The following is a 23,825-nucleotide window of genomic DNA, read 5'->3' as shown; positions in this document are numbered from 1 at the left end:
ATCTTTGGGTGCGTAATTGATAGGTGGACCCTGACCGGCGTCCATGCACTGACCTACGTGCGTACCATCTATGTATAGCTGAGCTATAAAGGAAACAGGCGCTTTAGGGTGCGGTGCCTGATAACGGATATCTTTTACTTCAATATTCATGCTTTTTTTCTAAAGGGTTCATCTTAAATTTATTATCTAAACAAGGACATGCTTCAGCCTGGTTTATAACCTTTACGCCTTGACTTTTCTTTGTACGCCTGCTGAACCCTGGGTTGGGTATATTGTGACTGCTGCAGTCCTGCTTTTTGCAGCACCGGCTCCGGGATGTTGGTGTTCAATATTATTTCTCCCTTTTCCATTCTCGGTAAGGCTTTTTCGCGCAAGGTTTCGGCAAAATCACCCCATTGAGCCTTGCGGGATAGCAATTCATCGATCCGTTTTGGGAACACATAAACCAGCCGTACATCATCCTGGGTACCTACCACAATGGCATCTATCTGTTCTATTTTAATCATTCTAACCAGCTCATTTTCTTTCACGAAACGATTGACCTCATCATCTACGGTATGTTGCAGGGAATCCTGCGCAACCTCGGTCGTGCCCTCCTTTCCGATCTGTGTCGCTCGAATGGGGCCACGTTTGCAATATGCTTCTGCTTGTTTGATCAGGATAGCGCCATTTTCATCCTTTGGTGCGAAGTGTGTGGGAAAACCCAACCCTGAGTTCATAAATTCTCCCACGTGGGAACCATCGATATAGAGTTGGCCCAAAAAAGAAAGAAGGGCTTTGGGGTGAGGCTGTTGGTAGCAGACATCTTTTACTTCAATTTTCATGTTTTCAGTTTTTGAATGGTTCATCTTAAATGTATTATCCAAACAAGGACGTGCTTTAGCCAGGTTTGTGACCTCTGCGCCTTGACTTTTCTTCGTAGGCCTGCTGAACTGTGGGCTGGGTATATTGGGATTGCTGCAGTCCTGCTTTTTGCAGGATAATCTCCGGGATGTTGTTGTTCAATAATTTTTCCCTTTCCTCCATTCTTGGCAATACTTTTTCCCGCAAGGTTTCCGCAAAATCATCCCATTGTGACTTTTTGGAAAGGATTTCATCGATACGTTCTGGGAATACATACACCAGCCGCAGGTCACGGGATGTTCCTACCACGATAGCATCTATCTGTTCTATCTTGATCAGTTTAGCCCGCTCATTTTCCCTAACAAAACGATATACTTCATCGTCTATGGTGAAGTGCAAATCGTTCGGCAAAATCGTGGACGTGCCGTGCTTGCCGCCGTTTATCCATCGAAAGGGGCCGCGTTTACAATATGCTTCCGCCTGGCCGATCAGGGTGGCAGCGTTTTCATCTTTCGGTGTATAGCGTGTAGGAAAATTCAGCCCGGAGTTCATACATGCGCCCACGTGCGTGTCATTGATATAGAGCTGGCCTAAAAAAGAAAGGCGCGCTTTTGGGTGAGGCTGCTGGTAGCAGATATCTTTTACTTCAATTTTCATTGTGGTTGGCTTTAGTGTTCGTAAATATCGTTTCGGTCGTAGTGATTTATCTACGGATGTTGTTTGTTCACTTTCCTGAGATAAACCAGGGTATTGGGAAGGTTTTAGTCCCGCCGCTTTCAATACGGAAAGGGGGATGTTGGTGTTCAGCAAGCGATCACCTTCCTGCATCTGGCGGAGCACCTTTTGCTGGATCAGCGCTATCAACTGATGGCGCAGCGTTGGGAACGTCAACATCAGGGCGATGGGTGTGGTGAGTACGACCATTTTACATGCCTTTTCCGGTGCTCCTGTTAGGATTGCCCGATCCTGTTTGCTGGCGACCATTTCCGTCAGTTCCTGTTGTGCTGCTTCCTTTTCACGGTACTCCGATAGCTGCCTGTCAATTTCATTTTCAAGGGATGGATAAAAATATTTACTGCTGGTATTCTCAGCTTCCGGATGAACAAGCACAGCGGGGAGCTGTCTGAGGTAATCTCCGGCTTGTTTGATCAAGTGTACTCCCTGCGTATCTTTGACTTCCAGGCAAGTCGTGAAGCCTTTACCGAATATAATTCCTCCCACATGGATATTATTTATATAAAGCTCGCCTTTCCGTGGAGCTATCTTAATATCTGGGAATGGCTCTTGCCTTTTGACAATATTTCTGATTTCAATTTTCATGGTGTTATGCATCTTTAAAAAATAGATCTGCGGTCATGATGAGGGGCAAGCTCAGGAGCGTAGCCAGCGCCGGTCAACCGCTGGGCCCATTGATGCCGTTATTTTTTTTATTAGGTGGTTGCTGTTCTTCTCCTTTAAAGAAGTACTGGGATTCCTTCAGGCCCGCCTGCTGCAGGATGGAAACGGGAATATTGGTGTTTAATACCTGCTGTCCTTCCTCCATCTTGGGAAGGATGGAATGGCGTATCAGTTCAGCCAAATCTTTGCGCAGCACAGGAAAGTTAAGGATGTCAGCTATAGGGTGAGTCAGGGTGATCAATGTCCCTTTTTTTCCCGGTGATCCAATGATGATGGCCTGCTTCTGGTTTTTATCAATAAATTCATCAAAGACGCGGCGCTGCTCTGCCGCTTCTTTCAGAAAATGTTCATGTACCTTTAAGGCTATTTCCAGCCTAAGTGAAGGCTGAAGAAGCTCACCATCTTTTCCACTATTTTCATAGGGGTAAAACGTTAGGGGCTGTTGCCGAAAGTATTCCTCCGCCTGTGTAATGAGCGCGGCAGCCGGTTCATCTCTTGCATGGTAGAGGGTGGTTATGCCGACTTCAATCAGGCAGGCCCCCACGTAGGCCTCATTTATATGGAGGTCCCCCAGGTAAATCTGGTTTTCTGCTTTACTGGATTCTTCATCCAGCTCGATGTTTTTAACGTCAATTTTCATGTTTCTTTAAATTTTTGTGAATAGTAAAACAGGCACTAAGGAGGTGTTACAGACCACGCCGCGCGCGGCGTTCCTTTCGTCCTGAACTGTTCCGTTCGGTGAGCGGGACAACAGTGCGGTAGGGCTTAAGACCTGCCTGGACCAGCACCACTTTTGGGATGTTGGTGTTAAGGATCAGTTCCCCTTCTTTCATTTTGGGTAACACCTGGGTCAGTAACAGGACGGTCAGCTGTTGCCATTCTAAAAAGTTGTTGCACATGCGCTGGATGGGACTGGGAAAGAGGACAGTGGTAAGGTTTTTACCGGGGATACCGATGACGATGCTCTCTTTCTGTAGGGCCGTTACCGCCTGCTGGAATTTTTGCAGGTGTTGGTAAAAGTTATGTACCCGCTCATCGATGAAGGCCCGCAGGTGAGGTAGCTCGCCTGTATAGGCCATATTTTGGTTTGTCCTACTGGGCTGGATGTGTGCGCAATGCAACTGAGCCTGTAGGATCAGCGGGAGGCAGGGTGTACCTTTTTTTAATAGGATCGTTGGTTCTCCGCGTCCATAATTGATACAGGCTGCCACATGGACATCGTTTATATACAACTTTGCCCGGAAGGATAAGGAGGAGCCTCCTTTCTTGGGCGCTGGGAATAGGATATTTTTTACTTCAATTTTCATCACATCATCGTTTACACACTATCAATCACTCAAAATTAGGGTGTTTATCAGGTACTTACCTATCCTCCGCATATTTTACGTGGGCCGGTTCGCGTGATACTATTTATTTTTGCAGGGTGATGTAGAAAATGTGAGTATGATGAAAGCAGGAGAGGTAGGAAGGATTATTGATACGATCCTCAGTATTCCGGGCATGAATGATCCGGTAAAAATCGATTTAAAGATGAGCAGGAAGCAGGTGTTATTGCTAAGTAACGTGATCGCTCGGGGATTGAATGGGAAGGACGAACAGGCTGATGGGCTGTTGGAGAGCCTATCTTCGGAATCAAAGGGGGAACTGGAGCTGCTGAGTGCAGAGTGCCTGCAAAAGGCAGGGCTGACCGAGTTGTATGAAAAGCTGCGCGCCCTGGGCAAATGAGGGTAAGGTTATGATGCATTTCCGTAAACGCGCCTGTAGGCGCGTTTTTTTTTACGATACCATCACGCTGCCTGGGCCGTTGCTGTGATACCTTTGGTTCCCTGTGATACGAAGGTTTTACACAGGGGGATGGGCTGGACGCGGAAGGTTTTCAGGTTGAAAAAGAATCCCCGATAAGGGGTGTATCCCTGGGTAAAGAGCTGTTCCAGCAGGGAGCCTGCCAGCTGTGTGAGGGTGCTGTTTACATAGAGCGATTGCTTGCGCAAGGCTTCTGCCATTGAGCAACTGGGCTGATGGTTATTTTTCTGTGCCAGCAGTTGTGCTTTATATTCATCGGTAATGCGTGGCAGGGTATCCACGGGATCATATTTACGGGAGCTGGGTTGTGGGATGGGATCAAGGGTTGAAAGGAGCACCTGACCGGTATAGCGGGCGTTCCCGCAATCCATCCAGTAGTAAGGTTTATCAGCGCTATATGGGTTGTGCCCTGCCTGCTCCTTCAGGATGTCGGCAATCTCAAAGCGCGCCTGCGGGGTGTCTACGCAGGAGATGGTGATGTTTGCCGTTGCGGCCTTTTTTGCCTCACCACGCAGGCCGTGGGTGTAGCGCTCCGGTATGGCGCTCCAGTCCGTCCCAAAAAAACGGTTCACACGGTTTATGAGGGCAACGGACTTCTGTAGACCCACCTCACAGGGAGCAAATAGCTGCCTGCCGATGTTGGCTGGTGTTACTACGTCATCGTCCCACAGCCGCAGGTGGAGGCCGGGATGATCTAAAGCGACCAAGGTATAATTGAGGCGCGCCAATGCGGAGATCATGTTGCTGCCTGTGCCGCCTGCTCCGATAAGATTCACGATTATGGCGTTGGTGGGGTTGAGCAGGTAAGGTGCGGCATAATGTACGAGTTCTTTCTTTTTCATACGATGAGGTCTTTAATTTTTGTGGGTAATTTGATGAGCTGCTGCTGCGGGAAAGGCTTGTCGGTGTTTACAAGGCTTTTCCACAGGTTAACGGTGTTGCCTTTTGTGGGGTGGTGGCCGCCCATCAGGTGACTGAAGGAAGAGGCGAAGAAATAACGCTCCCATAGCTGCATAAATTCTTCCAGCTTGCAGGTGTCACGAATGTTTATGTTTACTGTTCCCATACACACAGCACCGCTGCTCTTGACATTGAAGAAAGGGGCATAGTAAAGGGAACTTTCCAGTGTAGGGCGCTCGGTTGTTTCTGCCAGGGCATGGAGGGTGAGCTTCTTTTTTTCAGCCTTCCATAGCAGGGCGGGAATGCTGGCACGTCCATTGGGGATGCCCAGGTCGGATACAAAGTGTAGGTCAACCTGCTGTGGGGGGGTGTACCACAGTGCATAGCTGGTTCCCATTGGCTCGATGCGCAGCACATGCGGCGGCAGCAGTCCGGGGTAATGCAGAAAGCGGCTATTTATTTCTTGGGCGGATGCCATTGCATTTGCCAGCGTGACGCTTTCCTTTTTTGTGAGTGGATGGGCACTTATCGGGCGATCCTTGCTATCAAAGGAGTAGCTTTCTACATAACGCCGGTGTTCATCCAGACGGGACTGAAAGAGCACCCATGCTTTTACGGGCGTGGAAACATCCTGCATCATTCGGGTGATATTTTTCATAGTTCGTTAGTTAAGATGGTTATAACGTTCTCGAGCAGTGCAAACAGGCGGGTATCAAAATCAAGGTTATCAATGGGCAGCGCTTCGGGACGATCCCAGACGGTTAGGTATAACGGTTCGGCAATATTGAGGGTCTCCTGCTGGGTGGAAAAGTAATACCGTTCCAGTGCGCTGGCCAGCCATCCCGACTCCTGCCATGTGAAGGAAATATATTCCTCGGGGTAAATGGGGGTATCCTCTATCTCGTTAAAGGAGAATTCAGGGTAGAAATTTTGGTACCATTTACGTTGGGGATACTCCCTGTACAGTTGATAGGCACTTTGCACGGTTTGGAGGATCGTACGGTCACGGGCTGTTTTCGGACGGAAGGCTGTAAGCCGCTCTTCCCATTTTTTCAGGTGTCCACCGCCGGATATTTCCCGTAGGAAAGTGCCGCCAATGTCCTTTGTCTCACGGATTTCTTCTTCCAGCTCTTCTACAGTTCCCTGTCCGCTGGCAGGATCGTAGTCCCCCCATTCCGGTAAGTTCTCAAAGGTGCCGAGCATGTAGTCACTCTCAAAATCCGGGATACATAGGATATCCTTGAAGTAGGCCATCATGGAAAGGAGGAGATTTGCAAGGGGCTGTTCAGCATTCTTTTTATGCAGCAGATACAGCGGCCTTAGTGGAATGTAAAACACCTCGGAAGAGATGACCAGGTTGTCGGTGGTGATCAGGCGGCAGCTACCGTCATCCATTTCGGCAATGAAGAGTGACATCCAGGGATTTGCCTTTTTCAATGCAGCCTGTGCCTGCTCAAAGGCCAGTGCCACATTGAGCGGAAATACCTGCTGGCGTGGTTTGGGCGGAATGAAATGATAGTGGCCGGCGAAATAGCGGAGGCTTTCAAAAAAAGTTTTCTCCCTGTGTGTCCAATTCGTCAGCGCCTGTTGCTCAGGCACCAGTGGCAGGAATTGGTGGTTTAAAAAAGCATTGGCAGGCTCACTAAGGGTACGCTTAGGAGTGTCTCTTTTTTTACCTCGTCTGCCGTAGGTACTCTTTTTGACTGTTCTGCTATTGCTGCGAGCTGATAAGTGACTTTGCATAATTCTTTCCATTTTGCGGGCATTACCCTGGCTTTACGATAATATTTCATAAGCGTATTTATTTATGGTCAGCCTTTCACGCCGATGACGGATGAAAAGGCGTATTGAATCTGATCGTCGCTGATGTAGGGCCCCTGCACGGTGGATGACAGGAGTGCCGGATACATCAGCGAGTAGAAGTCCTGCACCTGCTCGATACTAAATTCAGGGTTGGGATCGGAGAGCAGGGTTTCTACGCCATCTACGGTATGTTTAAATACGCGGGGCATGAGGGTTGTCTGTAACATGGTTCTAAGATTTAAGTGTTAAAAAGATCGCGTTCAAATTGGAGTGCCAGTCCCTGTTTGCGTTCGGTGATGATGGTGGCTTTTTCCGGGAACTCCTTTATGTCGGGGCATTTTTTCCATGCCTCGCGGAACTTACCTTCTTCTACCAGTTTGTCCACTTTCTGCATGGCGGCCTCAAATTTCCGTTGTTTGTCGTTCTTGACATTTTCTGCCGCCCTGGCCATTGCTGTCTGCTGGCGGGCTTCTTCCAGTTGGTGCAGATAATGATCAGCATTTGTTGCCATCGTCTGTGTCGCTTCTACCGGTGCCGTTATTTTATCGAAGTAACCCTCGTCTATTTCCTGTGGGCTGGCCTTGAAGTTAAAAGAAGGCACTGCTTTGATCGCTTTATCGCCACATTTAGCGGGCCGGAAGAGGGTGGCTACCACCATCATGTCCGCTGTGTTGTCGATGGTGATCAGGTATGTTCCCTTTTGGAGGCTGTTTATCTGTTGAAAAAATGTGCTGTTCATGGTATTGATTTTCGTGTTAGTCATTCGATGTTGCTGTAGTGGCTTTGTTGCAGGATACCTTTTCCAGTTGGTCGAGCAGGGCGGTCAGTTCCCACAGGTTCACTTCGCATTCCGTTACCAGCTCATGTAAAAACCTGCTATCGGTACCGTAGAATGAACCTTCCAGGATCGGATCATTATTGCGATCATTGTAGATGGCTTTCATCGTGATCCCAAAACTCGCCTTAAATGATTTCGCTACCGATATTAACGAGACCGTGCGACCTATTGGGAAGGGGGGCTGTTCCAATTCTTTCATGTCCACCTTCCGTCCGATGCCTTCAAGCTGCTGGCTGATCAGCGCTACGGCATCATTTTCCCAACGGATGAGGTCACTTTTGAGTGTTTCATAGGATGCTAATTCCCGTGGCATGTCTATTTCGGCATAGCAAAAATTGATTTCATCCTGCATACCATCGGCACCGACTTCCTCTAAACGTTCCAGCAGGGAAACCATGAACCAGTGTTTTATCTGGCGTTTTTCGAGGAAGCTGGATAAGGATACCTGCGGCCTTTCGGGTTTGTCCATGATTAAGATGGGTATTGCTTGGTGATCGAGCTGGATAAGGTCAGCGGATAGCTCCCGCATGACATATGGAATACCCTGCAGGTGGCTGATTTTTAGCGGGTGCCCGATGCGTTTCAGTTGGTAGGCTATGCTGTTGACGATATCTTTTTCCCATAGGGCTATATTGTATTTGAGTACTGTTGTATTCGTTTTCATTTTCTGTGCTTTTGTGTTAAGAAATAGCGGTTGGCAGGCGCTGTTAAAGTTCAATCTAGGCTGGAGGGAAGGTCATACTCTTCGATGATCCAACTGAAGAGTGTACGTTCCACCACTTCCAGCTTATTGCTCTGGCATACCGAATGGTTGTCCACATAATAGGAGTAGGGGAATTTACCTTCGGCCATCACATAGATGAACGATTCATTTTCATATACCAGAACGCATTCCACCAGACCGTCCCATGCTGCTATATCTACTGCATTATAGATTTCATCGGCAAACTGACGGAAGGAAACTTTCCTTTTTGAGTTGGAGAAGCGCTCGAAGGATGCTTCATCATTTTTATATAGTCTCTTTTTCATCGATCTTATTTTTTCTTTAGGAGATAGGTTTGGCGTAAGGGGCTACTGGCTCAGCCAGAGGTTTGCAATGACCAGGGCGATGCAGATATCGCCTGCTGTTTTACCAAAAAATTCCAACATACGGATCGCCAGCAGGTCATCCTCCTCAAAATGGCGGTAGCAGCGCCACCAGCGTTGGAAGCGGTTGATGTCTACCAGCAGGTGGATGGTGAGGCCCATCAGGACAAACAGTGCTGTTTTATCAGCGTCATATAGTACTTGGATGAGGTTGTTCATAAATTAAATTTTTAGCTTTTGTTATACCATTCCAGCAGGAGGAAAAATGCGCCTGTAAGGGTGGCGAGTATGCCGACCAGCAGAATCAGCCCTTCAAAGAAGCGGATGATCAGTGATAGGAAAAAGTTCGGAAAGTGTTGCAGTCCTGCTACGCCGCGCCTGTTAAAGCGTTTGTAATACACATATAGGATGAACAGGCATCCCAGCAGGAAGAAGGCTATGCCGTAGTACTGAACGTGTGTTAATGAAGTAATATCCATGATAATTTGTTTTAAACGTTACTGTTTGATTCTGGCTTCCCTGAATGATCTTTGAGGTCTACAAAGAAGAGGATGAGTGCAGCGCGTAATTTGGTGTCCTCCTTTCTGGTTTCCAGGTAGAGAAAGAGGATGTCTACCACTACGTTTGCCATTAAATTTTTGAAGAGACGGAAGGCAAATATTTCCCTGTCACGGGTGATCTCGTGGTAGTGTTGTTCAATGTTTTGTATTACGCGCCCTAACAGCCAGCGCCATTGATCAAAAGGAATATCCGGGCGCGTATAGGGGATGGTGCCTTTTTGGGCATTTTCGTACTGTTTTTCTGCCGTGCGCAGTATAAAGGCTACCAATGGTTCCATCTCCGTTGGGAAAAGGTGATGAAATAATTCAGCCTTTTCCAGTGTGGTCATTCTTTTAAGTGCAGTAATCAGTAGCGGTGGCTTTATGGTGGTGGAGTTTTGTGTTCCATCATCGAGGGATGCCTGAAAGTCTGGTGATGCCCGATGGAGGACGGTGCGTAGGATCACCTTGAAAGGGCTGTTGGGGTGCCTGCGGGTGTCGAGGTACAGACCGATTCCATAGAGGCTCAGCTTGGCCGTTTCTCCCTGAAAGAGGGTGAAGGCAAAAGCGGAGGCATCGCTGATCAGTTCCGCTTTGCGGTGCTCGATGGTATCGGCGGTGTGTTCACAGAGGCTGAACCACTGGTCTGCTGTCAGGTCATGGCGGTTCCATGTAGCCCGGATGATGTCGGCCATTTCCTTTACGGAGGTCGCTACTTCGTGCAGGTATTCGAGTAAGGGAGGAATTTCATCGGGGAACAGGGGGTGGATAAAGGCTGCTTTTTCCGGCAGGGTCATATTTTTTAAAGGTTTCATAACTAAATCATTTAATGGGTGAAGGGGGATTAGCGGACATTGCTTTCCTGTTGTTTCGGAGGGAGTTACCGAAAAAGAGAAGATATGCATAGTAAAAAGGGCTTTCCGGAGGATACCAAAAGTTTATGAAGATGGGCATATAAAGGAGCGTTACCAGTGCTTTGTCGCCCCTGAAAAGGTATTTGGAGAACATCTTTTTATTGCTGGCAATCTGGTTCACATTGGCCGTGATCGATTCGGCTATTTCCTGGTTGAGAAACATCCAGCGTTCAAATTTAAGGCCCGTCTGTTCCCAGTTATCAAGTCTGCTCTGTGGGGCGTTTACCCTAGCGCGGCAGGCTTCCTGTATGTGGGCTAACAGATAGTGCATTTCTTCGGGAAAGAATTGGTGTAAGAGCTCTGCCTTTTCGCTTATGCTCATCCTGTTAAGTGCTTTCATAATCTGCGTTTTTTAGGTTAATGTTTAGGTAATGGCTTATCTCCGGATTGAAAAAAGACCTTTGCGATCAGCCTTAAGCCGGCATCCAGGCAACCGTTGTTTTTATCATCCAATACGTGGAGGATAGCTACCCGATGGTAGTGGTCTCTAAACAAGTAATTAGCGAAGGAATGTGGGCTTTTCACCATATCCTTTTCATGCAGGTCAATAAGGGTGAGCAAGCGGCTGTTCGTCTCCAGCCATTCTTCGGTGCTTAAGCGAAGTCTTACCCACGGCCTTTTCCTTTTCAGGGTGCTGTTATAACATTGATAGCATCCTGACCGGATAGCATATAGGAAGGCAAGGATTTGGTCAGGCCGACATAGCCCGTGATAAAGTGTTGCTTTTTCGGTGATCGTCATATTGCTGAGTGCTTTCATGAGCAAAATTTTTGGTTAGTAATTATCTTTCTCTTTTAAATAAGCTACCAGTTGTTCCACCAGTGCCTTGCTTGCATCGGTTTCCGGTGCCCATTTACGGGCAAGATGTTGAAGGCTGGCCCCCAGGATCGCTAAGGGCAGGCGGTGACTTGCGGCTGTTTCCCTGTAATACGCTACCAGTGGGGATTGCAGGGCAAGTAATAAAAGATCATCGATTTCCTGTTTAATCGCATTTTCTTTCAGTAGCTTTTTGTAGAATTCTATGATCTGATCTATAGTCATTGTTTCGATTTTGGGGAGCTGTTGTTAAGGGCAGCTCCCGGTGAACAATTAAAAGGGCAGGTCATCGATGATCTCCACTGGCTCCTGAATCCTTTCGGGCACATCCTGTTTCTTACGATCCACCATTGGGGGAAATTCGATTTCTTCTACGTGGAAGTTGAGGCCCGCTACCAAGTTTTGCTGCTTGTTGACGTAAGCATTGATGGTTTCATTACCGAAAACCTGGAATACCTTGCCTTTTGTGAGATACTGTGCTACCGAGGTAGAGCGCCAGAAAGCACAGTTGTAATAATGGTATCCGCGCTTGCGTTCCCCATTTTCATAGTAGGGTGCGTTGGTTTTCAAGGTGAATTTCACAAAGTCTTTTCCTTTTGCTGAGGTGATTACGGCATCTTCCTGAATGGTTCCAAAAATCTGTTTCATGATATTTAATTTTTAATGTTTATAATGATGATTCAATGTTGTAGTTATGTGGGTGATGGTAGTGTATTGCACCATCGAGCAATTCCCGCAGTTTGTCCTTCACCCTGTCGGCAGTAGGGCCATGCCAGCAGGCAGCATTGGCAAGGAAGGAGGCAACCACGTTTATGCCGTTTGTGTGGCCGTCAGTTTCCAAGATGGAGGTGAGGTGTCCCATCACTTCCAGGTGGGGTGCTGCACCAAAATGTATGTCCTTCCATTCCCTGCGGATAATGGCGGCGATCCGTGTAAGGTTGTTGGGTATCATCTGTTGTTCCATAACACATTTTTTAAATCGTAATCCGTTTTTCCTTTTTCTTTTTTTCATCAGCCTCTTAAGTATTTTTTTTCTTCGCGGGCTATAATGAAAAGTCGAACATATCTCAATGACCGGTAAAGCTGGATATGGACAAGGCACCGTGGAATACCGGACTGCTAGGGAGGATATCCGCGAAAGGCCTTGTACAATTCCAGCGAGGTCATTATGTTCGTGGTCTTTTCATTGCCCGTGAAGAGAAATAGCGGAAGGGGGTGAGGGGAAAGGGGAAAGTATTATGCGTTAGGGGTTGCAGCGGCATCCCCCGACGAAGGAGGGGATATAGCGGAACGGCCCGGCCCGCCTTAGCGGGCAACGCCCAAAAAACAATAAAAGAAAAACAGAACCTTATCCATCCTAAAACATAACAGAAAAACATACACCAAGAAGTGATAAACGGCAGGAAGAAAATAACCTACCCATACACCTTTATTGGGCTCAATAGGTAAAAGAAATACAGAGAAAAGAATAAACAGGATCTGCTTATAAAAGAAAAATGGATAGGCTTGTGACGGTTGTTTTTAAAAGCGTACAGGAAGCGCGGGTGTAGTCGATGAATTTTTTTCATTCATCAGGACGTTAACGATCCATCTGGCTGCCGCTATTAAATGCATAAAAAAATAAAAGGGGAGAACGGGCAAAGAAGCTTTCATAAATGAACCGTTAGGTTTTCAGATTAATGAGTGTAAGCTCTTTGTACGTGGAGTGAACGAGGCCGTATATATGGCGGTCAATAAAAACCGGTCAGCATTTAATTTTAAGGTTCGGTGGGAAGGTTTACGGATATAGTCGAGGGGCTAATAGGTTTTATTTCATCCCTCTATCCTTCTCCAATTAACCATCATAAATCATTGATTACAACCATATTAAAAAAACATTAACAGATTCTATCATTTATAAAACATTATTCGGTATATTTGACACAACATCAACCGGATATTTTAACACGTCATCAACCGGTGAATAAAACACGACATTATTGGGATGCTTTTACACATAAACAGCTATCATCCCAATAGAAAATTCGAGTGAGCAATAGATTACAAAAGATATAAAATATGCCTAGTCCAGGGGAAAAATTAGCAGTGTCATTAGAAGCGCTCAAGGAGCTACAGGACAGCGGGGTGATTGCCATTAAGTCCGGCCTGATAAGCAGGACCAACCGTGAACGTTTGGTGAAGAATGGTTATCTACAGGAAATCGTAAAAGGATGGTATATCGCAAGCCGCCCGGAAGAAAACAAGGGAGAGAGCTATTCATGGTATAGCAGTTTCTGGGAGTTCTGCAGTGAGCTGCTCACCGATCGATATGGGGAGGCATGGGCGATCTGTCCGGAACAATCACTGGAACTCCATGCGGGAAATACAGCTGTTCCCCGACAGTTATTAGTGCGCGCGCCTGAAGGGGGAAATCACTTACTGCCGCTACCTTTTGGTACGTCCCTATTTACCGCCCGGATGGTCCTTCCAGCACGGGAAATGACGGAGGTTTTTAATGGCATGCGGGTTTATTCCCTGCCAGCGGCACTTGTACACTGCTCTGCCAACACCTTTAACCAAAGTGCCATTACCATGCGGACAGCATTGGCTATGATACGGGATTCGTCGGAGGTTTTACGGGTGCTTCTGGAAGGAGGGCACAGCACCATTGCGGGGAGGCTGGCCGGGGCATTCCGTAACATAGGCCAGCAACGTATCGCTGATGAAATCATTGCCAGGATGAAAGGGGCCGGTTACGATGTGCGGGAGGTAGATCCATTTTCAGGAGCGCTGGGGATAGTCCTGTCCAATCGGGAAAGATCGCCTTATATCAATAGGATACGACTGCTATGGAGTGTTATGCGGGAAACGGTCATCGCTCATTTCCCTATTGCTCCAGGTTTACCGGAGGACAGGGAAGGTTTTCTGCAGCAGGTGGACCAGCTTTATGAAACGGATGCCTACCATTCCCTATCGATAGAACGTTACCGTGTAAGCGCCGAGCTAATTGAGCGCGTCAGGAGCGGTAACTGGGATCATCAACGAAATGAGGAAGACCGTAGGGAGCGGAATGCGATGGCGGCACGGGGTTATTATCTCGCTTATCAGGAGGTGGAAAAAAGTGTGCGGAAAGTGCTGGATGGCCGAAATGCCGGAGAGGTAGCGGACACGGATCATGGCGTTTGGTATCAGCAACTTTTTGAGCCCAGTGTCGGAGCAGGAATTTTACGGGCGGGGGATCTGGCCGGATATCGGAGCCACCAGGTATATATAGGCGGTTCCATGCATGTACCATTAAACGTGGAGGCATTGCGCGAGGTGATGCCCGTGTTTTTCGAGCTGTTAGGCGAAGAACCGGAAGCATCTGTACGGGCGGTGCTCGGTCATTTCTTATTTGGGTTTATTCATCCTTATATGGATGGCAATGGTAGGATGGCAAGGCTTCTGATGAATGTAATGCTGGCCTCCGGTGGCTATCCATGGACCGTTATACCGGTAGAGCAACGCGCGGCCTATATGTCTGCACTGGAAAGTGCCAGCGTAGAGGGTAATATAAGACCTTTTGCAACCTTTATCGGCAACCTGGTGCAACAGGGTATGCAGGGGCGGCCTGTTGCCCAACCGGCAAGATAACCTGCCTCCCGCACAGGAAGAAAATACCCATAAATCCCAATTGGGCCCGATAGGTAAAGACGTGCAGGAGAGATTAACCAGGATCTGCTTATGAAAGAAAAAAGGATAGGCCCATTATGGCTGTTTTTAAAAAAAGTATAGGAAGCGCGGGTATAGCCGATGAATTTATTTTCATTAACCGGAAGTTAACCATCCATCTGAGGGCGGATATTATCTTGCGCAAAAAAAGGAAATGGGAAAAACGAGCAAAGAAGCTGTAATTGATGATACGTTGTTGGGTTTTCAAAATAGGGGGTATAAGCTCAGTTGTACGTGGAGTGAGTTAGGCCCTTATATTACGGTGGTCAATAAGGCCGGTCAGGAATTTAATTTTGAGGTTCGGGAGGAACGTGTACGGATAAAGGTCGAGGGAGGAATACTGGGGACGGAAGGTACAGATAGCAGGAATTCTATCTGGATAAAGGTTATACCGGAGGTAGCTTTTTAATTTTTTTTCAGCTTCCTATATGGGTGGTTCCGGCTGATATCGGAAACAGCGATATTATACCTATCGGGTCAATTTGTACTGTAAAGGCAACTAGTTGCCGTCCCCGAGGAATAAAGATAGGATATTGTGTTAAAATGATGATGTACAAGCAGGTACGATCCTGCAAATCGTACCTATCCTATTAGTTGAAAAAGCTAGGGAAGGAAGCCCGAGGTGACGCGATAAAATTCCTCCGGTTGTTCTATCCATGGAAAGTGACCACAGCGTTCGATGATGTGAAGGGTACTATTTTTTAGGGCAGCCTGTGTCCTGCTGGCGGTTTCCAGGTCCATGGGATCTTGCCTGCCCTGTACAATCAGTGTGGGAACGTTCAGCCCTGCCAGTGCGGTGTTGATATTCCATTTGGCCGCTACCAATGCTGTTTCCACATAATCTTTCACCATTAAGTTCAGGTCAGTTTCCGTCAGTACAATGGAGGCTGCCATCTGCTTATCATAGAAATAGCCTTTTAAGAGTAGGTTACTTAACTGCAAAGACAGCGATAACAGCTCTTCGGGAACGATAGCTGAATCGGGATGCTGTGCCAACTGCGCTATTTCGGCGTAGATGGTCCGGAAAAAATGCTGATCTTCCAAAGACAGGTTACTATACAGGTTATCGGTAAAATAGTTCAGGTAGGCCATGTCCGTACCACCGGAGCCTATCAATAGCAATTTTTCTACCTGATGGGGATGCCTGGTGGCGTAGATCATGGAAAGCATACCGCCCCATGAGTGGCCTGCAAGGCTAAGGTGCTCATGCTCCAGCGCCAATGCAACGGCCTTTATATCATCTATAAAGTAATCGAGTTGTACCGTATCCGGTCGGATGGGAATTTCGGACAGGCCGGAGCCCCGTTGGTGGATGAGCACACAGGTATGGTGGGAGGATAAAGCCTCTACCAGTGGCAACATATAAGCAGGGGAGAGGCCCGGACCACCACCGAGGAAGTATAGCGGTTCACCGGTGCCGGCGAGCTGAAAATAAATACGTTCACCATGCGAAATTACTGATCGGGTGGTTGAAGGATGCTGTGCAAGTGTTGCAGCGGAATTTAGGGTATCAATCATGGGATAAGAATAAGGGTTAACGGGGATAGGCAGGGACATGGGCACACCTGCCGATAATACAGGATTTCCGATAGCGGAGTTTTAATAGCCAAATTCAGTGAACAGGGTGCCCGGTTTCTCGATAATGTGCCATTCTCCGGCTTCATTACGGGTAAAAAATACCGTCTTGGACTCTTCCTTATTTAATTCACGTTGCTTTACCAGAACAGCAAAGGGTGTTACATTGGTATAGACCACTGTAAAGGTCACCAAGGCAATATCGCCATTTTTACCGGTCCTAATTTTTACGTCGTGCGGTGTTTTCAGTGCCTGGTCGGCTATGCGCACATCTACGAACTGTTCATCCTGCGGCTGCTGTGCGGGTACCAAATAAGGGGCAGCATTGGGTCCCGGCTCAATGGGATGTTGTCCTTTGGGGGTGTACTCACCCTCTGGCACCACAGTAAGCAGCTTTTGCTCGATCAGGGAGGAATTACGTGCCTGTTTGGCCTGCTTGGGATCTGCTTTGTTGATCGTATGTAATACAGGTCCAGGGTATTTCAGTTCTTTACTTATTATCTGTAGGGCCTGATCGGCGCTGATATCATCATGATTACATGCCAGCAGCAGCATAATCCCTACGAGAAAAAATGTGCAATTTCTCATCACAGTCTATAAAATGGTTACACCACAAATTTACGAAAGATATTGTTTGGAGCCAACATGGTGACAGGTAGACCTTTACCTGACGAGCCAATGGCTACCCGTCCAAGAGAAACATTTGTTTATAACACCCTGCAGGCCCATTGGCCCTGCAGGGTGTTAGGACCGTTGTTTTGGATAATTGGCTAGTGGTGAAGGATGCAAATGAACATCCTCCACCGTGCGCGTGACGAATCCTGACAAACCTAGATGCCCCCCGTTGGCGAGCAGCCGATATAGTAAATCAAATGTTGAATCGATGTCCATAATTTCTCAGGTTCCTTAATCGATGAGAAGCAAAGGTCGTTGCAAAGGCCGCGCGTGTCAAGTGACAAGGGTGTCCCCCTGCAGGTCACCCTGCTAGCTTGTAAGCTTTTAATCGTGGTTGAATTGCTGTACAGTAAATTTTCAAGGAGTGAAAAAAATATCAATTTCTTTTCAAAGGAGGTGAAATGAGGCATTTAAAGGTGGGGATCGGAAGCTGTTACTACCCAAAAACATCCTTTCGTAATAAAAGGTAGAAAAATAAGCAGTATGCAGGCTAAAGGAAAAGATATATCTCCGGGAAAGATGAAATTTTATGAAATGCCGCTGTAATAAGGATGGGTGAAAGCAGATGTCCATACCTTGTTTCCAGTTCCCGGAGCTGTTCTTTGAAGTATTGGTAGAGCCCTTGAACGGTGGTGCTATCAAAATCGCTTATCTTTTTGCGGGCGCTGTCATAACTGATCGGACCGGTCCGTGTGGTACGGAGAAAAGAATTAATGACTTTTATGACATGCAGGGGGGAATGATAGGGAATACGTTTGATGGCAACATTGATCGTTGCCCACAAATTTATCTGTTTGACGGTGAGGTCAATGGTGAAGTAATTTGCATGGTCTTTGACAGACACTCTATCGCGTTCATCTTCCTGTTCCTGCAGCCAGTTGAGTTCCATTTCAAGTTGGAGGATCAGGTGGTCTTTCAGGGCAGAGCGGCTGGCGTCGTAACTCCACTCCTGATTCTGTTCGGTCTGTTTTGTTTCCTTCAACCAGAATAGAAGGCGTTCCTTGTTTTCCAGTGGGGAATTTTCCTCGCTGTTCATCATCCGTACGCGCTCGGTAGCATGGCGCATGATCGCTTCCCTGTTAAAGTTTAAGTACAGTAACAACTGCCATAGTTGAGACTCCCATTGATCGGCTTTCCAGCGATGTTGCAAGGATTCCAAGCCGCGTACAATTTTCTGTAAGTAGAGGACGCTCCGGTAGGTACGGGCGGATTGTTCAGAAAAGTGCTGGTAAAAATCCTGCAGGCTATCGATGAATACCGGTTCTGTTTTAACCTTACGGAAGCGACGAATAATCTTGCTAAAGGCAGGGGTAAGTTCTTCCAGCAGTAATTGCAGGCGAAAATCCGGAAATTTCCCATCTTTCGACATCTGTTGCGGAAAGGTTGTTTCCAGAAAGGAAAGGAATTCAATGATGAATTGCTGGGTGTGCTGCACCAGGCTCTGTGTTTTTGAAGAAAGCTGTTGCTCCTTTTCTGCACGGGAAAGTTGTCGCTTTGATTTATCAAGGCCATATAGGAGGTCAGAGAGGTGTACCATCCGATTATGTATGGTCTGAATGAGGCGCTCGATGACATGCGTTTCTTCACTACTTGACAGCAAATCTAAAATCCGCTCTTTATACAGGATGTTGTTGTCGTCTAAATACGTTGTTTTTTCCTCATAGAAGGCTTGCGGAATTTCCCTATTCGCAATGATATAAACCATCAATTCGTTTACGATAAAATTTTCCAGTTGAAGCAGCTCATTTTTCATAATTTTCAGTATGGATAATACTATTGAAATAAAAATAACTGTGTGAAAGAGATGAGCTGCCAGAACAATACAGGGCACCGATCCGGGGTAACGTGATCCAGGTAGTCATCTAATACGATTGGTTATACCAAATGTATGTCAAAAAAATATAAATTACAAGTGGCTGATAGTCAGAAATTTTATGTAACAAAAATCTTGCTTTTCTGAAAGGTGGTACTTAATTTTGGTGCGGCAATGTAAACCATGTCTATCGGGGGATGCAGTGAGAAAAAGTGTGCAATGAGTGGTAACGTATTGCATAAACCTTAACCCCACGAACCACCATGAAAGGATATCGGCTATTAACGGATGCAGCATTAACAGAACGAATGATTGTTCAGGACCATCGGGCCTTTAAAGAAATTTATGACCGCTATTGGAGTATTCTTTACCGGCATGCCCTTCATATGTTGCGGGATGATGAGCAGGCGGCCGATGTGGTCCAGGATATTTTTGCCAATTTATGGGATAAGGCGGCTATGCTTAAGATTAGCAACTCGCTTTCTTCCTTTCTATACGCTTCGGTGCGCAACCGGATTTTTGACCTGATAGATCGGGAGAAGGTGAAGCATAAGTATCTCGCTTTTTCTATGGCTTCTTTTGATGTAGAAAAATGTGAGGCAGATGAGTTAATCCGGGAGCGCCAGTTACGACAGGCTATTGAGGAGGAAGTAAACCGGCTACCTGCCAAGATGCGCGAAATATTTGTACTGAGCAGGTATGCCCATTTGAGCTATCAGGAGATTGCCGATCAAATCCAGATTTCCGAGGGTACGGTCCGCAAGCAGATACATAATGCGTTGCGGATACTGCGGTTAAAGCTGGGCTCCCTGTTCTTCTTGCTTATTATTTACGCATTGCTGTTCATCAACCGAGTATTGTAGCGGACAAAAGACTTTTAGCGATACCGCTTATAGCATGTATCATGGAATATAGGCCATTAGGTTAAGGGGTTAAAGATTCATTTGTCAAAGAAAGTGATCAGGATGTCATCAAATTGCTGATCCCAGCTCTCTCCGCAATGACCACCGTTAATTTCCCTATAAATATGATCAATCTTATTTTCATTCAAACGCTTGTGGAACTGGCGGGCCCCTTGCAGTAGGCCGGTTTTCTGATCCGGAAACTCCAGGTCATATTTGCCGACTTCGGAATAAATATTGTTTAAGGGATATTGATCTTTCCTGGTTAGATAGGTATCCAAGGCTTCGTTAACTAATTTGTTCAGTCCGGGGTATCCACCCGCGCCACCCCCCTGCGAGGCAACATTACCGAAAAAATCGGAATAGGTCAGCGCAGCGACCATCGCGGCATGCCCTCCGGCAGAAGCTCCCACTATCCCTCTTTTTTCCGGCGAACGGCTTACCTGGAAATTCGCCTCCACATAAGGGATCAACTTTTCGACGACCAGTTTCGCGTACTCCCGGCTTTTGGTGACATATTCATTCCACCGGTCCTCAAAGGAAATGAATACCACGACGATGGGCTCAATCTTCCCCTGGTAAATTAAATTATCCAATATATTGACAAAGGGCCTTAAGTATAGCGCCCACATACCATCATGCACGTACAGTACAGGATAGGTTTTCCCTTTGGTATAATTGTAGGGGGTATATACCCAGATCAACCGGTCGGTAAACAGGGAATCATTGGTTTTAAACAGCACAGTGTTGGTTACCCCCTTTTCGATATCATGTCGCATATCCAGAAAGGGTGATCGCACCAAAGAGGGCATGGAAAAAATATTACGGTCACCGTAATCAAAGCTTTGTGTCACCCGGGAATTATATAAATCTAACACCCGTTTGCCATCGGCGATAAATCGGTACTCAATTATGGCGTCTGAAGGGATGGAATAGGAAATGTAAAAGAAATCATGATGACCGCATCTTATCCTTATTAACGTATCGGGAATTGCCCATGCCTTTTGCAGGTCTCCTTCGATTTGCAAGGTTTCTGCCTTTCCGTACCAGATAAAGTGGACATCATGCTCTCCCTCCATTATTGGCATAGATTTAATGCCGGATAGATATCGATCTACCAAGGAGGACCTGTCTGCGAGCGATGACCGCTCAAGCTCCTGAATAAACGCTTTAAATCGTTGATTCTTCTTGTTCTGTGCCATGCCGGGAAAGGCCGTGCTCACCAGCATGATGATAAAAAATATTTTTGTTCTCATATCCATTCATATAAAATAAAACGAGCTAATGAATTTATCCTCTTCATTATTTCCGATCAAAATAGGGCAATATATATTTTACCAGCATTTCAAAAGGTAGCTTTGATCTACTGGAATTATAACTATTGCCCGTAAAGACAACTACCAAATCTAAATCGGCTATCACCAGGATATATTGGCCTCCGTTGCCCGAAGCAAAAGTTACGGGATAGCTGAAAGTATCGGTCCGTATTTCTTCCCTGTACCATGTATAGCCGTAATAAGTTGGTTGGGGATTGGCTGAAGCAGCTTTGGAAATGGCGACAAAAGAATAATTCTCAATTCTTGTTAGGGGCCTGGTTGCCTCCTTGATCCATTTGCCGGAAACGATTTGACGCCCCTTCCAAGCGCCATTATTTAATATCAATTCGCCAATTTTTGCCATGTCAATAGGTAGGATATAAAAGGAACCTGCAGTCATTTCATGCCCCGATGGATCTTTTGTCCAGCGGTACTTTTTAATTCCCAAAGGATTGAAAAGAAATTTTTCAGCAAACTGGGAGAGGGTCATGTTTGATGCATTCGCTATGATGCCGCCAAGTATCATCGTATTTATGGACGTATATGCCCAGTGTGTTCCGGGAGTATGCGCCATGGGAAGCCCTAGTGAGAATTTCAACCAATCCTGGGATAAGCTCATTTCATCCTCACAATTTTTGGTATTGTTCCATTCCTCACAGTCGAAACCGGATTTATTTTCTAAGAGATGCCGAATGGTCATGTGCTCTTTTCTACTATCCTTATTTTTATAGTTTTTATATTCAGGGAAGTAGGAATAAACTTTGTCATTGACACTTTTAATAAATCCTTTATCAATAGCGATACCCACGAGTATTCCGGTGATGGATTTGAAGGAAGAGCGGCTGTCATGAAGGCTATCACTGGTAAACCGGTTAAAATATCCCTCGTAGACAATTTTACGGTGTCGGGATATAACTATACCATCCACGTTGGGGTATCTTCCATGTTGGATGGCTGTTGTCATACTATTCAGCGATTTACCTGTTTGGGCATAAGACGGGGCTAGGCCAAAAGAAATCAATAAACAGCTTAGCAGCAGGATATTTTTTCTCGGCATAGGGTTAATTATAGTTATGAATGACTTGAGAGAACAAAAATGTTCTTTTATAGAACCGGTTTTCACATGCATCTAATTTTGATAACTCACAAACGATCTTCCCTCCACTGGATATTGTAATCTCTAATCGTCGGATAATTTATTTAATAGTTCTTTTGCTGTAATATTTTCCGGATTTAGATCAATTGCCATTTCTAAATACGATTTTGCTTTTTTTTCGTCCTTTAGCAATAGGTACGATTTGCCAATAGTAGAATAGATCTTATCAAAGTCAAAATGAATGATATTCACCAGGTCCTTTCTCTCATTTGCATAACACAGTAAATAGTTTAATCCCTCCTTAACTTTATAGTTATTCTCCGCAGCAAATTGCCCCAGATAAAAGTAAATGTCAGGATAATGATCAATGTAAATACTTCCCTTGTGCCGAATGGTTACTGCCAGCGCTTTTTGAAGTAAATCCCAGCCTTCGCGTGGATGATCCTTTGAGATATTCATTGCCAATTCTCGATAACAGGTAATCAGGGTAGATGGTCCCCGGTCGGTTGACATTTCTTCTATTAGCATTTTGTTTATCGCTTTCTTATAAAGCTCCATTGATTTTTCTGCAAGCCCCACTATGGAGCAAGAGTAGGCAAAATCGCGGATTTGCCGGCCACCACTTTCCTTTGTAATAAAAAAATCGATTGCCTCAAGCATCCCTGTGGTATCTTTTTGCTGCCAAAGGTGGGATAAAAATGGTTGATATACTTGGTAAGCGTTTCTGTCTACCGATATTCCATAAACCGCGTTTACTTTTTCTTGATATTTTTGTAATGCGGCAGAAAACTTTCCTGCAGTTTGTGATTCCGTATAGGAATTATACTCCCTGTAAATAAAATCGAGGGCCAAGGGCAAGGCCATGGCTGTTGAATTATTATGCCCGGCTTCAGCTAAATGATGATATTGAAAGTTAAATTTTACGCTGTCCAGTCGTTTTACCAGGTCAGCTATTTCCCCAGTGTATTGCGTCCTTCTCTCCATATCAAATGCGCCAGCGGCTAAAAAATAAAAAGTTGTTCTCTTCCCATAAAACTGAGCAAGCTTAGCTGTTATATCAAATGGGGGTTGGGATGGGCTCAGGCGTTCGGGAGATATTATAATATAGCCGGAAAACAATTCTGGGTGATTTAGAAATAAGTAATTTCCATAGCTGGCACCGTAAGACTGTCCCATATAAGTTCTAAACGTAGATGCTTTATACTTGTGCTCCATAGAGGGAATGATTTCTTTTTCAATGCATTCCAACATTTTCAGTCCTCTTTGGGTCAACCCTCCTGTTTCGTAATTATATCCCATTCTATCCATATCAGCCTTTATGTTTACGACTAAGGTTGGTGGCGTATGCGATATATGATTTTTATTAAGATAACGTATTTCTTGTGCGGTGAATTCTGCGTCGCTTGCTCCATAGCTGAAGGAATAAATCGTGGTAAATTTACGGGACGCGGACCAGTTTTCAGGTAGCCATACATCGTAACGGACGGTATCACCCAGGTAAGTGGAATATAGGCTTTCTTCCATTTTTTTTTGTGCAAAAGCCAGTGACGAAATGCTTATGTACAGGGTGGTTAACAGAAAATATCTTGTCATAAAATGATTGGGAAAAATAAAATAATTTGAGAACTTATTCACCGATATGAGTTGTCCCAGCTCATCGACACAAAAAATCTGCCACTCAGACAAATGCCTTATAGCCTATCTAAGCGAGATTTCCCCAATTATACGGTGTACGTTTTCAAACACCTATTGTGCGGATTCGGACATAACACTGTTTCTTTCGTTCCGATTTCTCCTGTTTATTAATCTGCCATTAAT

30 protein-coding genes are annotated in these 23,825 nt (G+C 45.9%); 5 read left to right on the top strand and 25 right to left on the bottom strand.

Features of this window, described 5'->3' with window-relative positions; translation table 11 throughout:
* Positions 1 to 203 precede the first annotated feature (203 nt).
* From BMY50_RS03285 to BMY50_RS03270, 4 genes are all read right to left on the bottom strand, one after another.
* Complete coding sequence (locus BMY50_RS03285; RefSeq protein ID WP_139202189.1) at positions 204 to 824, bottom strand: hypothetical protein; 621 nt, start codon at positions 822 to 824, stop codon at positions 204 to 206.
* A gap of 55 nt (positions 825 to 879) precedes the next feature.
* A complete protein-coding gene (locus BMY50_RS03280; protein WP_139202188.1) occupies positions 880 to 2,163 on the bottom strand; it encodes a hypothetical protein in 1,284 nt (427 codons plus the stop codon).
* A 73-nt stretch (positions 2,164 to 2,236) separates the two neighbouring features.
* A complete protein-coding gene (locus BMY50_RS03275; RefSeq protein ID WP_093318296.1) occupies positions 2,237 to 2,881 on the bottom strand; it encodes a hypothetical protein in 645 nt (214 codons plus the stop codon).
* Between the two features lie 46 nt (positions 2,882 to 2,927).
* Positions 2,928 to 3,548: a hypothetical protein gene (locus BMY50_RS03270; protein ID WP_093318294.1), complete on the bottom strand. Its 621-nt coding sequence runs from the start codon at positions 3,546 to 3,548 to the stop codon at positions 2,928 to 2,930.
* Between the two features lie 136 nt (positions 3,549 to 3,684).
* Between BMY50_RS03270 and BMY50_RS03265 the strand changes: the two genes are divergently transcribed.
* Complete coding sequence (locus tag BMY50_RS03265; protein ID WP_093318292.1) at positions 3,685 to 3,966, top strand: hypothetical protein; 282 nt, start codon at positions 3,685 to 3,687, stop codon at positions 3,964 to 3,966.
* 62 nt (positions 3,967 to 4,028) lie between these two features.
* On the opposite strand, the gene BMY50_RS03260 is transcribed toward BMY50_RS03265, so the two are convergent.
* Genes BMY50_RS03260 through BMY50_RS03195 form a run of 15 tightly spaced genes read right to left on the bottom strand, consistent with a single transcriptional unit; the run spans position 4,029 to position 12,042 of the window.
* Entirely contained in the window at positions 4,029 to 4,886 is an 858-nt protein-coding gene (locus BMY50_RS03260; RefSeq protein ID WP_093318290.1) for a PRTRC system ThiF family protein, read from the bottom strand.
* Positions 4,883 to 5,602, bottom strand: a complete 720-nt coding sequence (locus BMY50_RS03255) for a hypothetical protein (RefSeq protein ID WP_093318288.1) — start codon at positions 5,600 to 5,602, stop codon at positions 4,883 to 4,885. Before BMY50_RS03255 ends, BMY50_RS03260 begins: the two co-directional genes overlap by 4 nt.
* Positions 5,599 to 6,699: a hypothetical protein gene (locus BMY50_RS03250; RefSeq protein WP_093318286.1), complete on the bottom strand. Its 1,101-nt coding sequence runs from the start codon at positions 6,697 to 6,699 to the stop codon at positions 5,599 to 5,601. Before BMY50_RS03250 ends, BMY50_RS03255 begins: the two co-directional genes overlap by 4 nt.
* A gap of 56 nt (positions 6,700 to 6,755) precedes the next feature.
* Complete coding sequence (locus tag BMY50_RS03245; RefSeq protein ID WP_093318284.1) at positions 6,756 to 6,974, bottom strand: PRTRC system protein C; 219 nt, start codon at positions 6,972 to 6,974, stop codon at positions 6,756 to 6,758.
* Positions 6,975 to 6,985: 11 nt separating this feature from the next.
* The gene (locus tag BMY50_RS03240) at positions 6,986 to 7,486 is read right to left on the bottom strand and encodes a hypothetical protein (RefSeq protein ID WP_093318282.1); all 501 of its coding nucleotides are present in this window, start codon (positions 7,484 to 7,486) and stop codon (positions 6,986 to 6,988) included.
* 16 nt (positions 7,487 to 7,502) lie between these two features.
* The gene (locus BMY50_RS03235; RefSeq protein ID WP_093318280.1) at positions 7,503 to 8,249 is read right to left on the bottom strand and encodes a hypothetical protein; all 747 of its coding nucleotides are present in this window, start codon (positions 8,247 to 8,249) and stop codon (positions 7,503 to 7,505) included.
* Positions 8,250 to 8,299: 50 nt separating this feature from the next.
* Positions 8,300 to 8,614 carry a hypothetical protein gene (locus BMY50_RS03230; protein WP_093318278.1) on the bottom strand — a complete coding sequence of 105 codons (315 nt, stop codon included), beginning with the start codon at positions 8,612 to 8,614 and terminating at the stop codon, positions 8,300 to 8,302.
* A 42-nt stretch (positions 8,615 to 8,656) separates the two neighbouring features.
* The gene (locus BMY50_RS03225) at positions 8,657 to 8,890 is read right to left on the bottom strand and encodes a hypothetical protein (RefSeq protein ID WP_093318276.1); all 234 of its coding nucleotides are present in this window, start codon (positions 8,888 to 8,890) and stop codon (positions 8,657 to 8,659) included.
* 11 nt (positions 8,891 to 8,901) lie between these two features.
* Entirely contained in the window at positions 8,902 to 9,150 is a 249-nt protein-coding gene (locus BMY50_RS27895; protein ID WP_139202187.1) for a hypothetical protein, read from the bottom strand.
* Positions 9,151 to 9,161: 11 nt separating this feature from the next.
* Positions 9,162 to 10,025, bottom strand: a complete 864-nt coding sequence (locus tag BMY50_RS03220) for a hypothetical protein (protein ID WP_093318275.1) — start codon at positions 10,023 to 10,025, stop codon at positions 9,162 to 9,164.
* Positions 10,026 to 10,032: 7 nt separating this feature from the next.
* Positions 10,033 to 10,464, bottom strand: coding sequence for a hypothetical protein (locus BMY50_RS03215; protein WP_093318273.1), 432 nt, complete (start codon positions 10,462 to 10,464; stop codon positions 10,033 to 10,035).
* A 17-nt stretch (positions 10,465 to 10,481) separates the two neighbouring features.
* Complete coding sequence (locus BMY50_RS03210; protein ID WP_139202186.1) at positions 10,482 to 10,865, bottom strand: hypothetical protein; 384 nt, start codon at positions 10,863 to 10,865, stop codon at positions 10,482 to 10,484.
* 33 nt (positions 10,866 to 10,898) lie between these two features.
* Positions 10,899 to 11,165 carry a hypothetical protein gene (locus tag BMY50_RS03205; protein ID WP_093318259.1) on the bottom strand — a complete coding sequence of 89 codons (267 nt, stop codon included), beginning with the start codon at positions 11,163 to 11,165 and terminating at the stop codon, positions 10,899 to 10,901.
* 48 nt (positions 11,166 to 11,213) lie between these two features.
* On the bottom strand, positions 11,214 to 11,588 hold the full coding sequence (locus tag BMY50_RS03200) for a single-stranded DNA-binding protein (RefSeq protein WP_093318255.1): 375 nt from the start codon (positions 11,586 to 11,588) through the stop codon (positions 11,214 to 11,216).
* A 19-nt stretch (positions 11,589 to 11,607) separates the two neighbouring features.
* Positions 11,608 to 12,042 (bottom strand): hypothetical protein, encoded by a 435-nt coding sequence (locus BMY50_RS03195; RefSeq protein WP_139202185.1) that lies wholly within the window; start codon positions 12,040 to 12,042, stop codon positions 11,608 to 11,610.
* A gap of 956 nt (positions 12,043 to 12,998) precedes the next feature.
* On the opposite strand from BMY50_RS03195, the gene BMY50_RS03190 reads away from it, so the two are divergent.
* Together BMY50_RS03190 and BMY50_RS03185 are read left to right on the top strand one after the other, a co-directional pair.
* Positions 12,999 to 14,552, top strand: a complete 1,554-nt coding sequence (locus tag BMY50_RS03190; RefSeq protein WP_093318241.1) for a Fic family protein — start codon at positions 12,999 to 13,001, stop codon at positions 14,550 to 14,552.
* A 232-nt stretch (positions 14,553 to 14,784) separates the two neighbouring features.
* On the top strand, positions 14,785 to 15,039 hold the full coding sequence (locus BMY50_RS03185) for a hypothetical protein (RefSeq protein ID WP_093318238.1): 255 nt from the start codon (positions 14,785 to 14,787) through the stop codon (positions 15,037 to 15,039).
* Between the two features lie 194 nt (positions 15,040 to 15,233).
* On the opposite strand, the gene BMY50_RS03180 is transcribed toward BMY50_RS03185, so the two are convergent.
* On the bottom strand, positions 15,234 to 15,992 hold the full coding sequence (locus BMY50_RS03180) for an alpha/beta fold hydrolase (protein WP_238383724.1): 759 nt from the start codon (positions 15,990 to 15,992) through the stop codon (positions 15,234 to 15,236).
* On the opposite strand from BMY50_RS03180, the gene BMY50_RS28405 reads away from it, so the two are divergent.
* Positions 15,983 to 16,168, top strand: a complete 186-nt coding sequence (locus tag BMY50_RS28405) for a hypothetical protein (protein WP_238383728.1) — start codon at positions 15,983 to 15,985, stop codon at positions 16,166 to 16,168. The genes BMY50_RS03180 and BMY50_RS28405 overlap by 10 nt on opposite strands.
* Positions 16,169 to 16,229: 61 nt before the next feature.
* On the opposite strand, the gene BMY50_RS03175 is transcribed toward BMY50_RS28405, so the two are convergent.
* On the bottom strand, positions 16,230 to 16,793 hold the full coding sequence (locus BMY50_RS03175; protein WP_139202184.1) for a hypothetical protein: 564 nt from the start codon (positions 16,791 to 16,793) through the stop codon (positions 16,230 to 16,232).
* Between the two features lie 577 nt (positions 16,794 to 17,370).
* Positions 17,371 to 18,633 (bottom strand): hypothetical protein, encoded by a 1,263-nt coding sequence (locus tag BMY50_RS03170; protein WP_093318222.1) that lies wholly within the window; start codon positions 18,631 to 18,633, stop codon positions 17,371 to 17,373.
* A gap of 323 nt (positions 18,634 to 18,956) precedes the next feature.
* On the opposite strand from BMY50_RS03170, the gene BMY50_RS03165 reads away from it, so the two are divergent.
* On the top strand, positions 18,957 to 19,556 hold the full coding sequence (locus tag BMY50_RS03165) for an RNA polymerase sigma factor (protein WP_093318213.1): 600 nt from the start codon (positions 18,957 to 18,959) through the stop codon (positions 19,554 to 19,556).
* A 77-nt stretch (positions 19,557 to 19,633) separates the two neighbouring features.
* Here the strand turns inward: BMY50_RS03165 and BMY50_RS03160 are convergent, their stop codons facing one another.
* From BMY50_RS03160 to BMY50_RS03150, 3 genes are all read right to left on the bottom strand, one after another.
* Complete coding sequence (locus BMY50_RS03160) at positions 19,634 to 20,851, bottom strand: alpha/beta hydrolase (RefSeq protein WP_162276517.1); 1,218 nt, start codon at positions 20,849 to 20,851, stop codon at positions 19,634 to 19,636.
* Positions 20,852 to 20,897: 46 nt separating this feature from the next.
* Positions 20,898 to 21,968 (bottom strand): serine hydrolase domain-containing protein, encoded by a 1,071-nt coding sequence (locus tag BMY50_RS03155; protein WP_162276516.1) that lies wholly within the window; start codon positions 21,966 to 21,968, stop codon positions 20,898 to 20,900.
* Positions 21,969 to 22,091: 123 nt separating this feature from the next.
* On the bottom strand, positions 22,092 to 23,531 hold the full coding sequence (locus BMY50_RS03150; protein WP_162276515.1) for an alpha/beta hydrolase-fold protein: 1,440 nt from the start codon (positions 23,529 to 23,531) through the stop codon (positions 22,092 to 22,094).
* Positions 23,532 to 23,825 lie beyond the last annotated feature (294 nt).

It is taken from the genome of Olivibacter domesticus (assembly GCF_900109575.1).
Lineage (GTDB): Bacteria > Bacteroidota > Bacteroidia > Sphingobacteriales > Sphingobacteriaceae > Olivibacter > Olivibacter domesticus.
Note: the sequence above shows the minus strand (reverse complement) of the source record. Positions and strands in the feature narration are given on the sequence as shown.

Bases quoted from the DNA above. Each gene is read 5' to 3' on its own strand.
- BMY50_RS03190 (WP_093318241.1), top strand. From the start codon at position 12,999: ATGCCTAGTCCAGGGGAAAAATTAGCAGTGTCATTAGAAGCGCTCAAG.
- BMY50_RS03225 (WP_093318276.1), bottom strand. From the start codon at position 8,890: ATGAACAACCTCATCCAAGTACTATATGACGCTGATAAAACAGCACTG.
- BMY50_RS03215 (WP_093318273.1), bottom strand. From the start codon at position 10,464: ATGAAAGCACTTAACAGGATGAGCATAAGCGAAAAGGCAGAGCTCTTA.
- BMY50_RS03270 (WP_093318294.1), bottom strand. From the start codon at position 3,548: ATGAAAATTGAAGTAAAAAATATCCTATTCCCAGCGCCCAAGAAAGGA.
- BMY50_RS03210 (WP_139202186.1), bottom strand. From the start codon at position 10,865: ATGACGATCACCGAAAAAGCAACACTTTATCACGGGCTATGTCGGCCT.
- BMY50_RS27895 (WP_139202187.1), bottom strand. From the start codon at position 9,150: ATGGATATTACTTCATTAACACACGTTCAGTACTACGGCATAGCCTTC.
- BMY50_RS03285 (WP_139202189.1), bottom strand. From the start codon at position 824: ATGAAAATTGAAGTAAAAGATGTCTGCTACCAACAGCCTCACCCCAAA.
- BMY50_RS03275 (WP_093318296.1), bottom strand. From the start codon at position 2,881: ATGAAAATTGACGTTAAAAACATCGAGCTGGATGAAGAATCCAGTAAA.
- BMY50_RS03255 (WP_093318288.1), bottom strand. From the start codon at position 5,602: ATGAAAAATATCACCCGAATGATGCAGGATGTTTCCACGCCCGTAAAA.
- BMY50_RS03185 (WP_093318238.1), top strand. From the start codon at position 14,785: ATGGGAAAAACGAGCAAAGAAGCTGTAATTGATGATACGTTGTTGGGT.
- BMY50_RS03265 (WP_093318292.1), top strand. From the start codon at position 3,685: ATGATGAAAGCAGGAGAGGTAGGAAGGATTATTGATACGATCCTCAGT.
- BMY50_RS03280 (WP_139202188.1), bottom strand. From the start codon at position 2,163: ATGAAAATTGAAATCAGAAATATTGTCAAAAGGCAAGAGCCATTCCCA.
- BMY50_RS03200 (WP_093318255.1), bottom strand. From the start codon at position 11,588: ATGAAACAGATTTTTGGAACCATTCAGGAAGATGCCGTAATCACCTCA.
- BMY50_RS03165 (WP_093318213.1), top strand. From the start codon at position 18,957: ATGAAAGGATATCGGCTATTAACGGATGCAGCATTAACAGAACGAATG.
- BMY50_RS03235 (WP_093318280.1), bottom strand. From the start codon at position 8,249: ATGAAAACGAATACAACAGTACTCAAATACAATATAGCCCTATGGGAA.
- BMY50_RS03205 (WP_093318259.1), bottom strand. From the start codon at position 11,165: ATGACTATAGATCAGATCATAGAATTCTACAAAAAGCTACTGAAAGAA.
- BMY50_RS03260 (WP_093318290.1), bottom strand. From the start codon at position 4,886: ATGAAAAAGAAAGAACTCGTACATTATGCCGCACCTTACCTGCTCAAC.
- BMY50_RS03155 (WP_162276516.1), bottom strand. From the start codon at position 21,968: ATGCCGAGAAAAAATATCCTGCTGCTAAGCTGTTTATTGATTTCTTTT.
- BMY50_RS03240 (WP_093318282.1), bottom strand. From the start codon at position 7,486: ATGAACAGCACATTTTTTCAACAGATAAACAGCCTCCAAAAGGGAACA.
- BMY50_RS03150 (WP_162276515.1), bottom strand. From the start codon at position 23,531: ATGGAAGAAAGCCTATATTCCACTTACCTGGGTGATACCGTCCGTTAC.
- BMY50_RS03160 (WP_162276517.1), bottom strand. From the start codon at position 20,851: ATGAGAACAAAAATATTTTTTATCATCATGCTGGTGAGCACGGCCTTT.
- BMY50_RS03175 (WP_139202184.1), bottom strand. From the start codon at position 16,793: ATGAGAAATTGCACATTTTTTCTCGTAGGGATTATGCTGCTGCTGGCA.
- BMY50_RS03170 (WP_093318222.1), bottom strand. From the start codon at position 18,633: ATGAAAAATGAGCTGCTTCAACTGGAAAATTTTATCGTAAACGAATTG.
- BMY50_RS03250 (WP_093318286.1), bottom strand. From the start codon at position 6,699: ATGGAAAGAATTATGCAAAGTCACTTATCAGCTCGCAGCAATAGCAGA.
- BMY50_RS03230 (WP_093318278.1), bottom strand. From the start codon at position 8,614: ATGAAAAAGAGACTATATAAAAATGATGAAGCATCCTTCGAGCGCTTC.
- BMY50_RS03245 (WP_093318284.1), bottom strand. From the start codon at position 6,974: ATGTTACAGACAACCCTCATGCCCCGCGTATTTAAACATACCGTAGAT.
- BMY50_RS03220 (WP_093318275.1), bottom strand. From the start codon at position 10,025: ATGAAACCTTTAAAAAATATGACCCTGCCGGAAAAAGCAGCCTTTATC.
- BMY50_RS03180 (WP_238383724.1), bottom strand. From the start codon at position 15,992: ATGTTGCCACTGGTAGAGGCTTTATCCTCCCACCATACCTGTGTGCTC.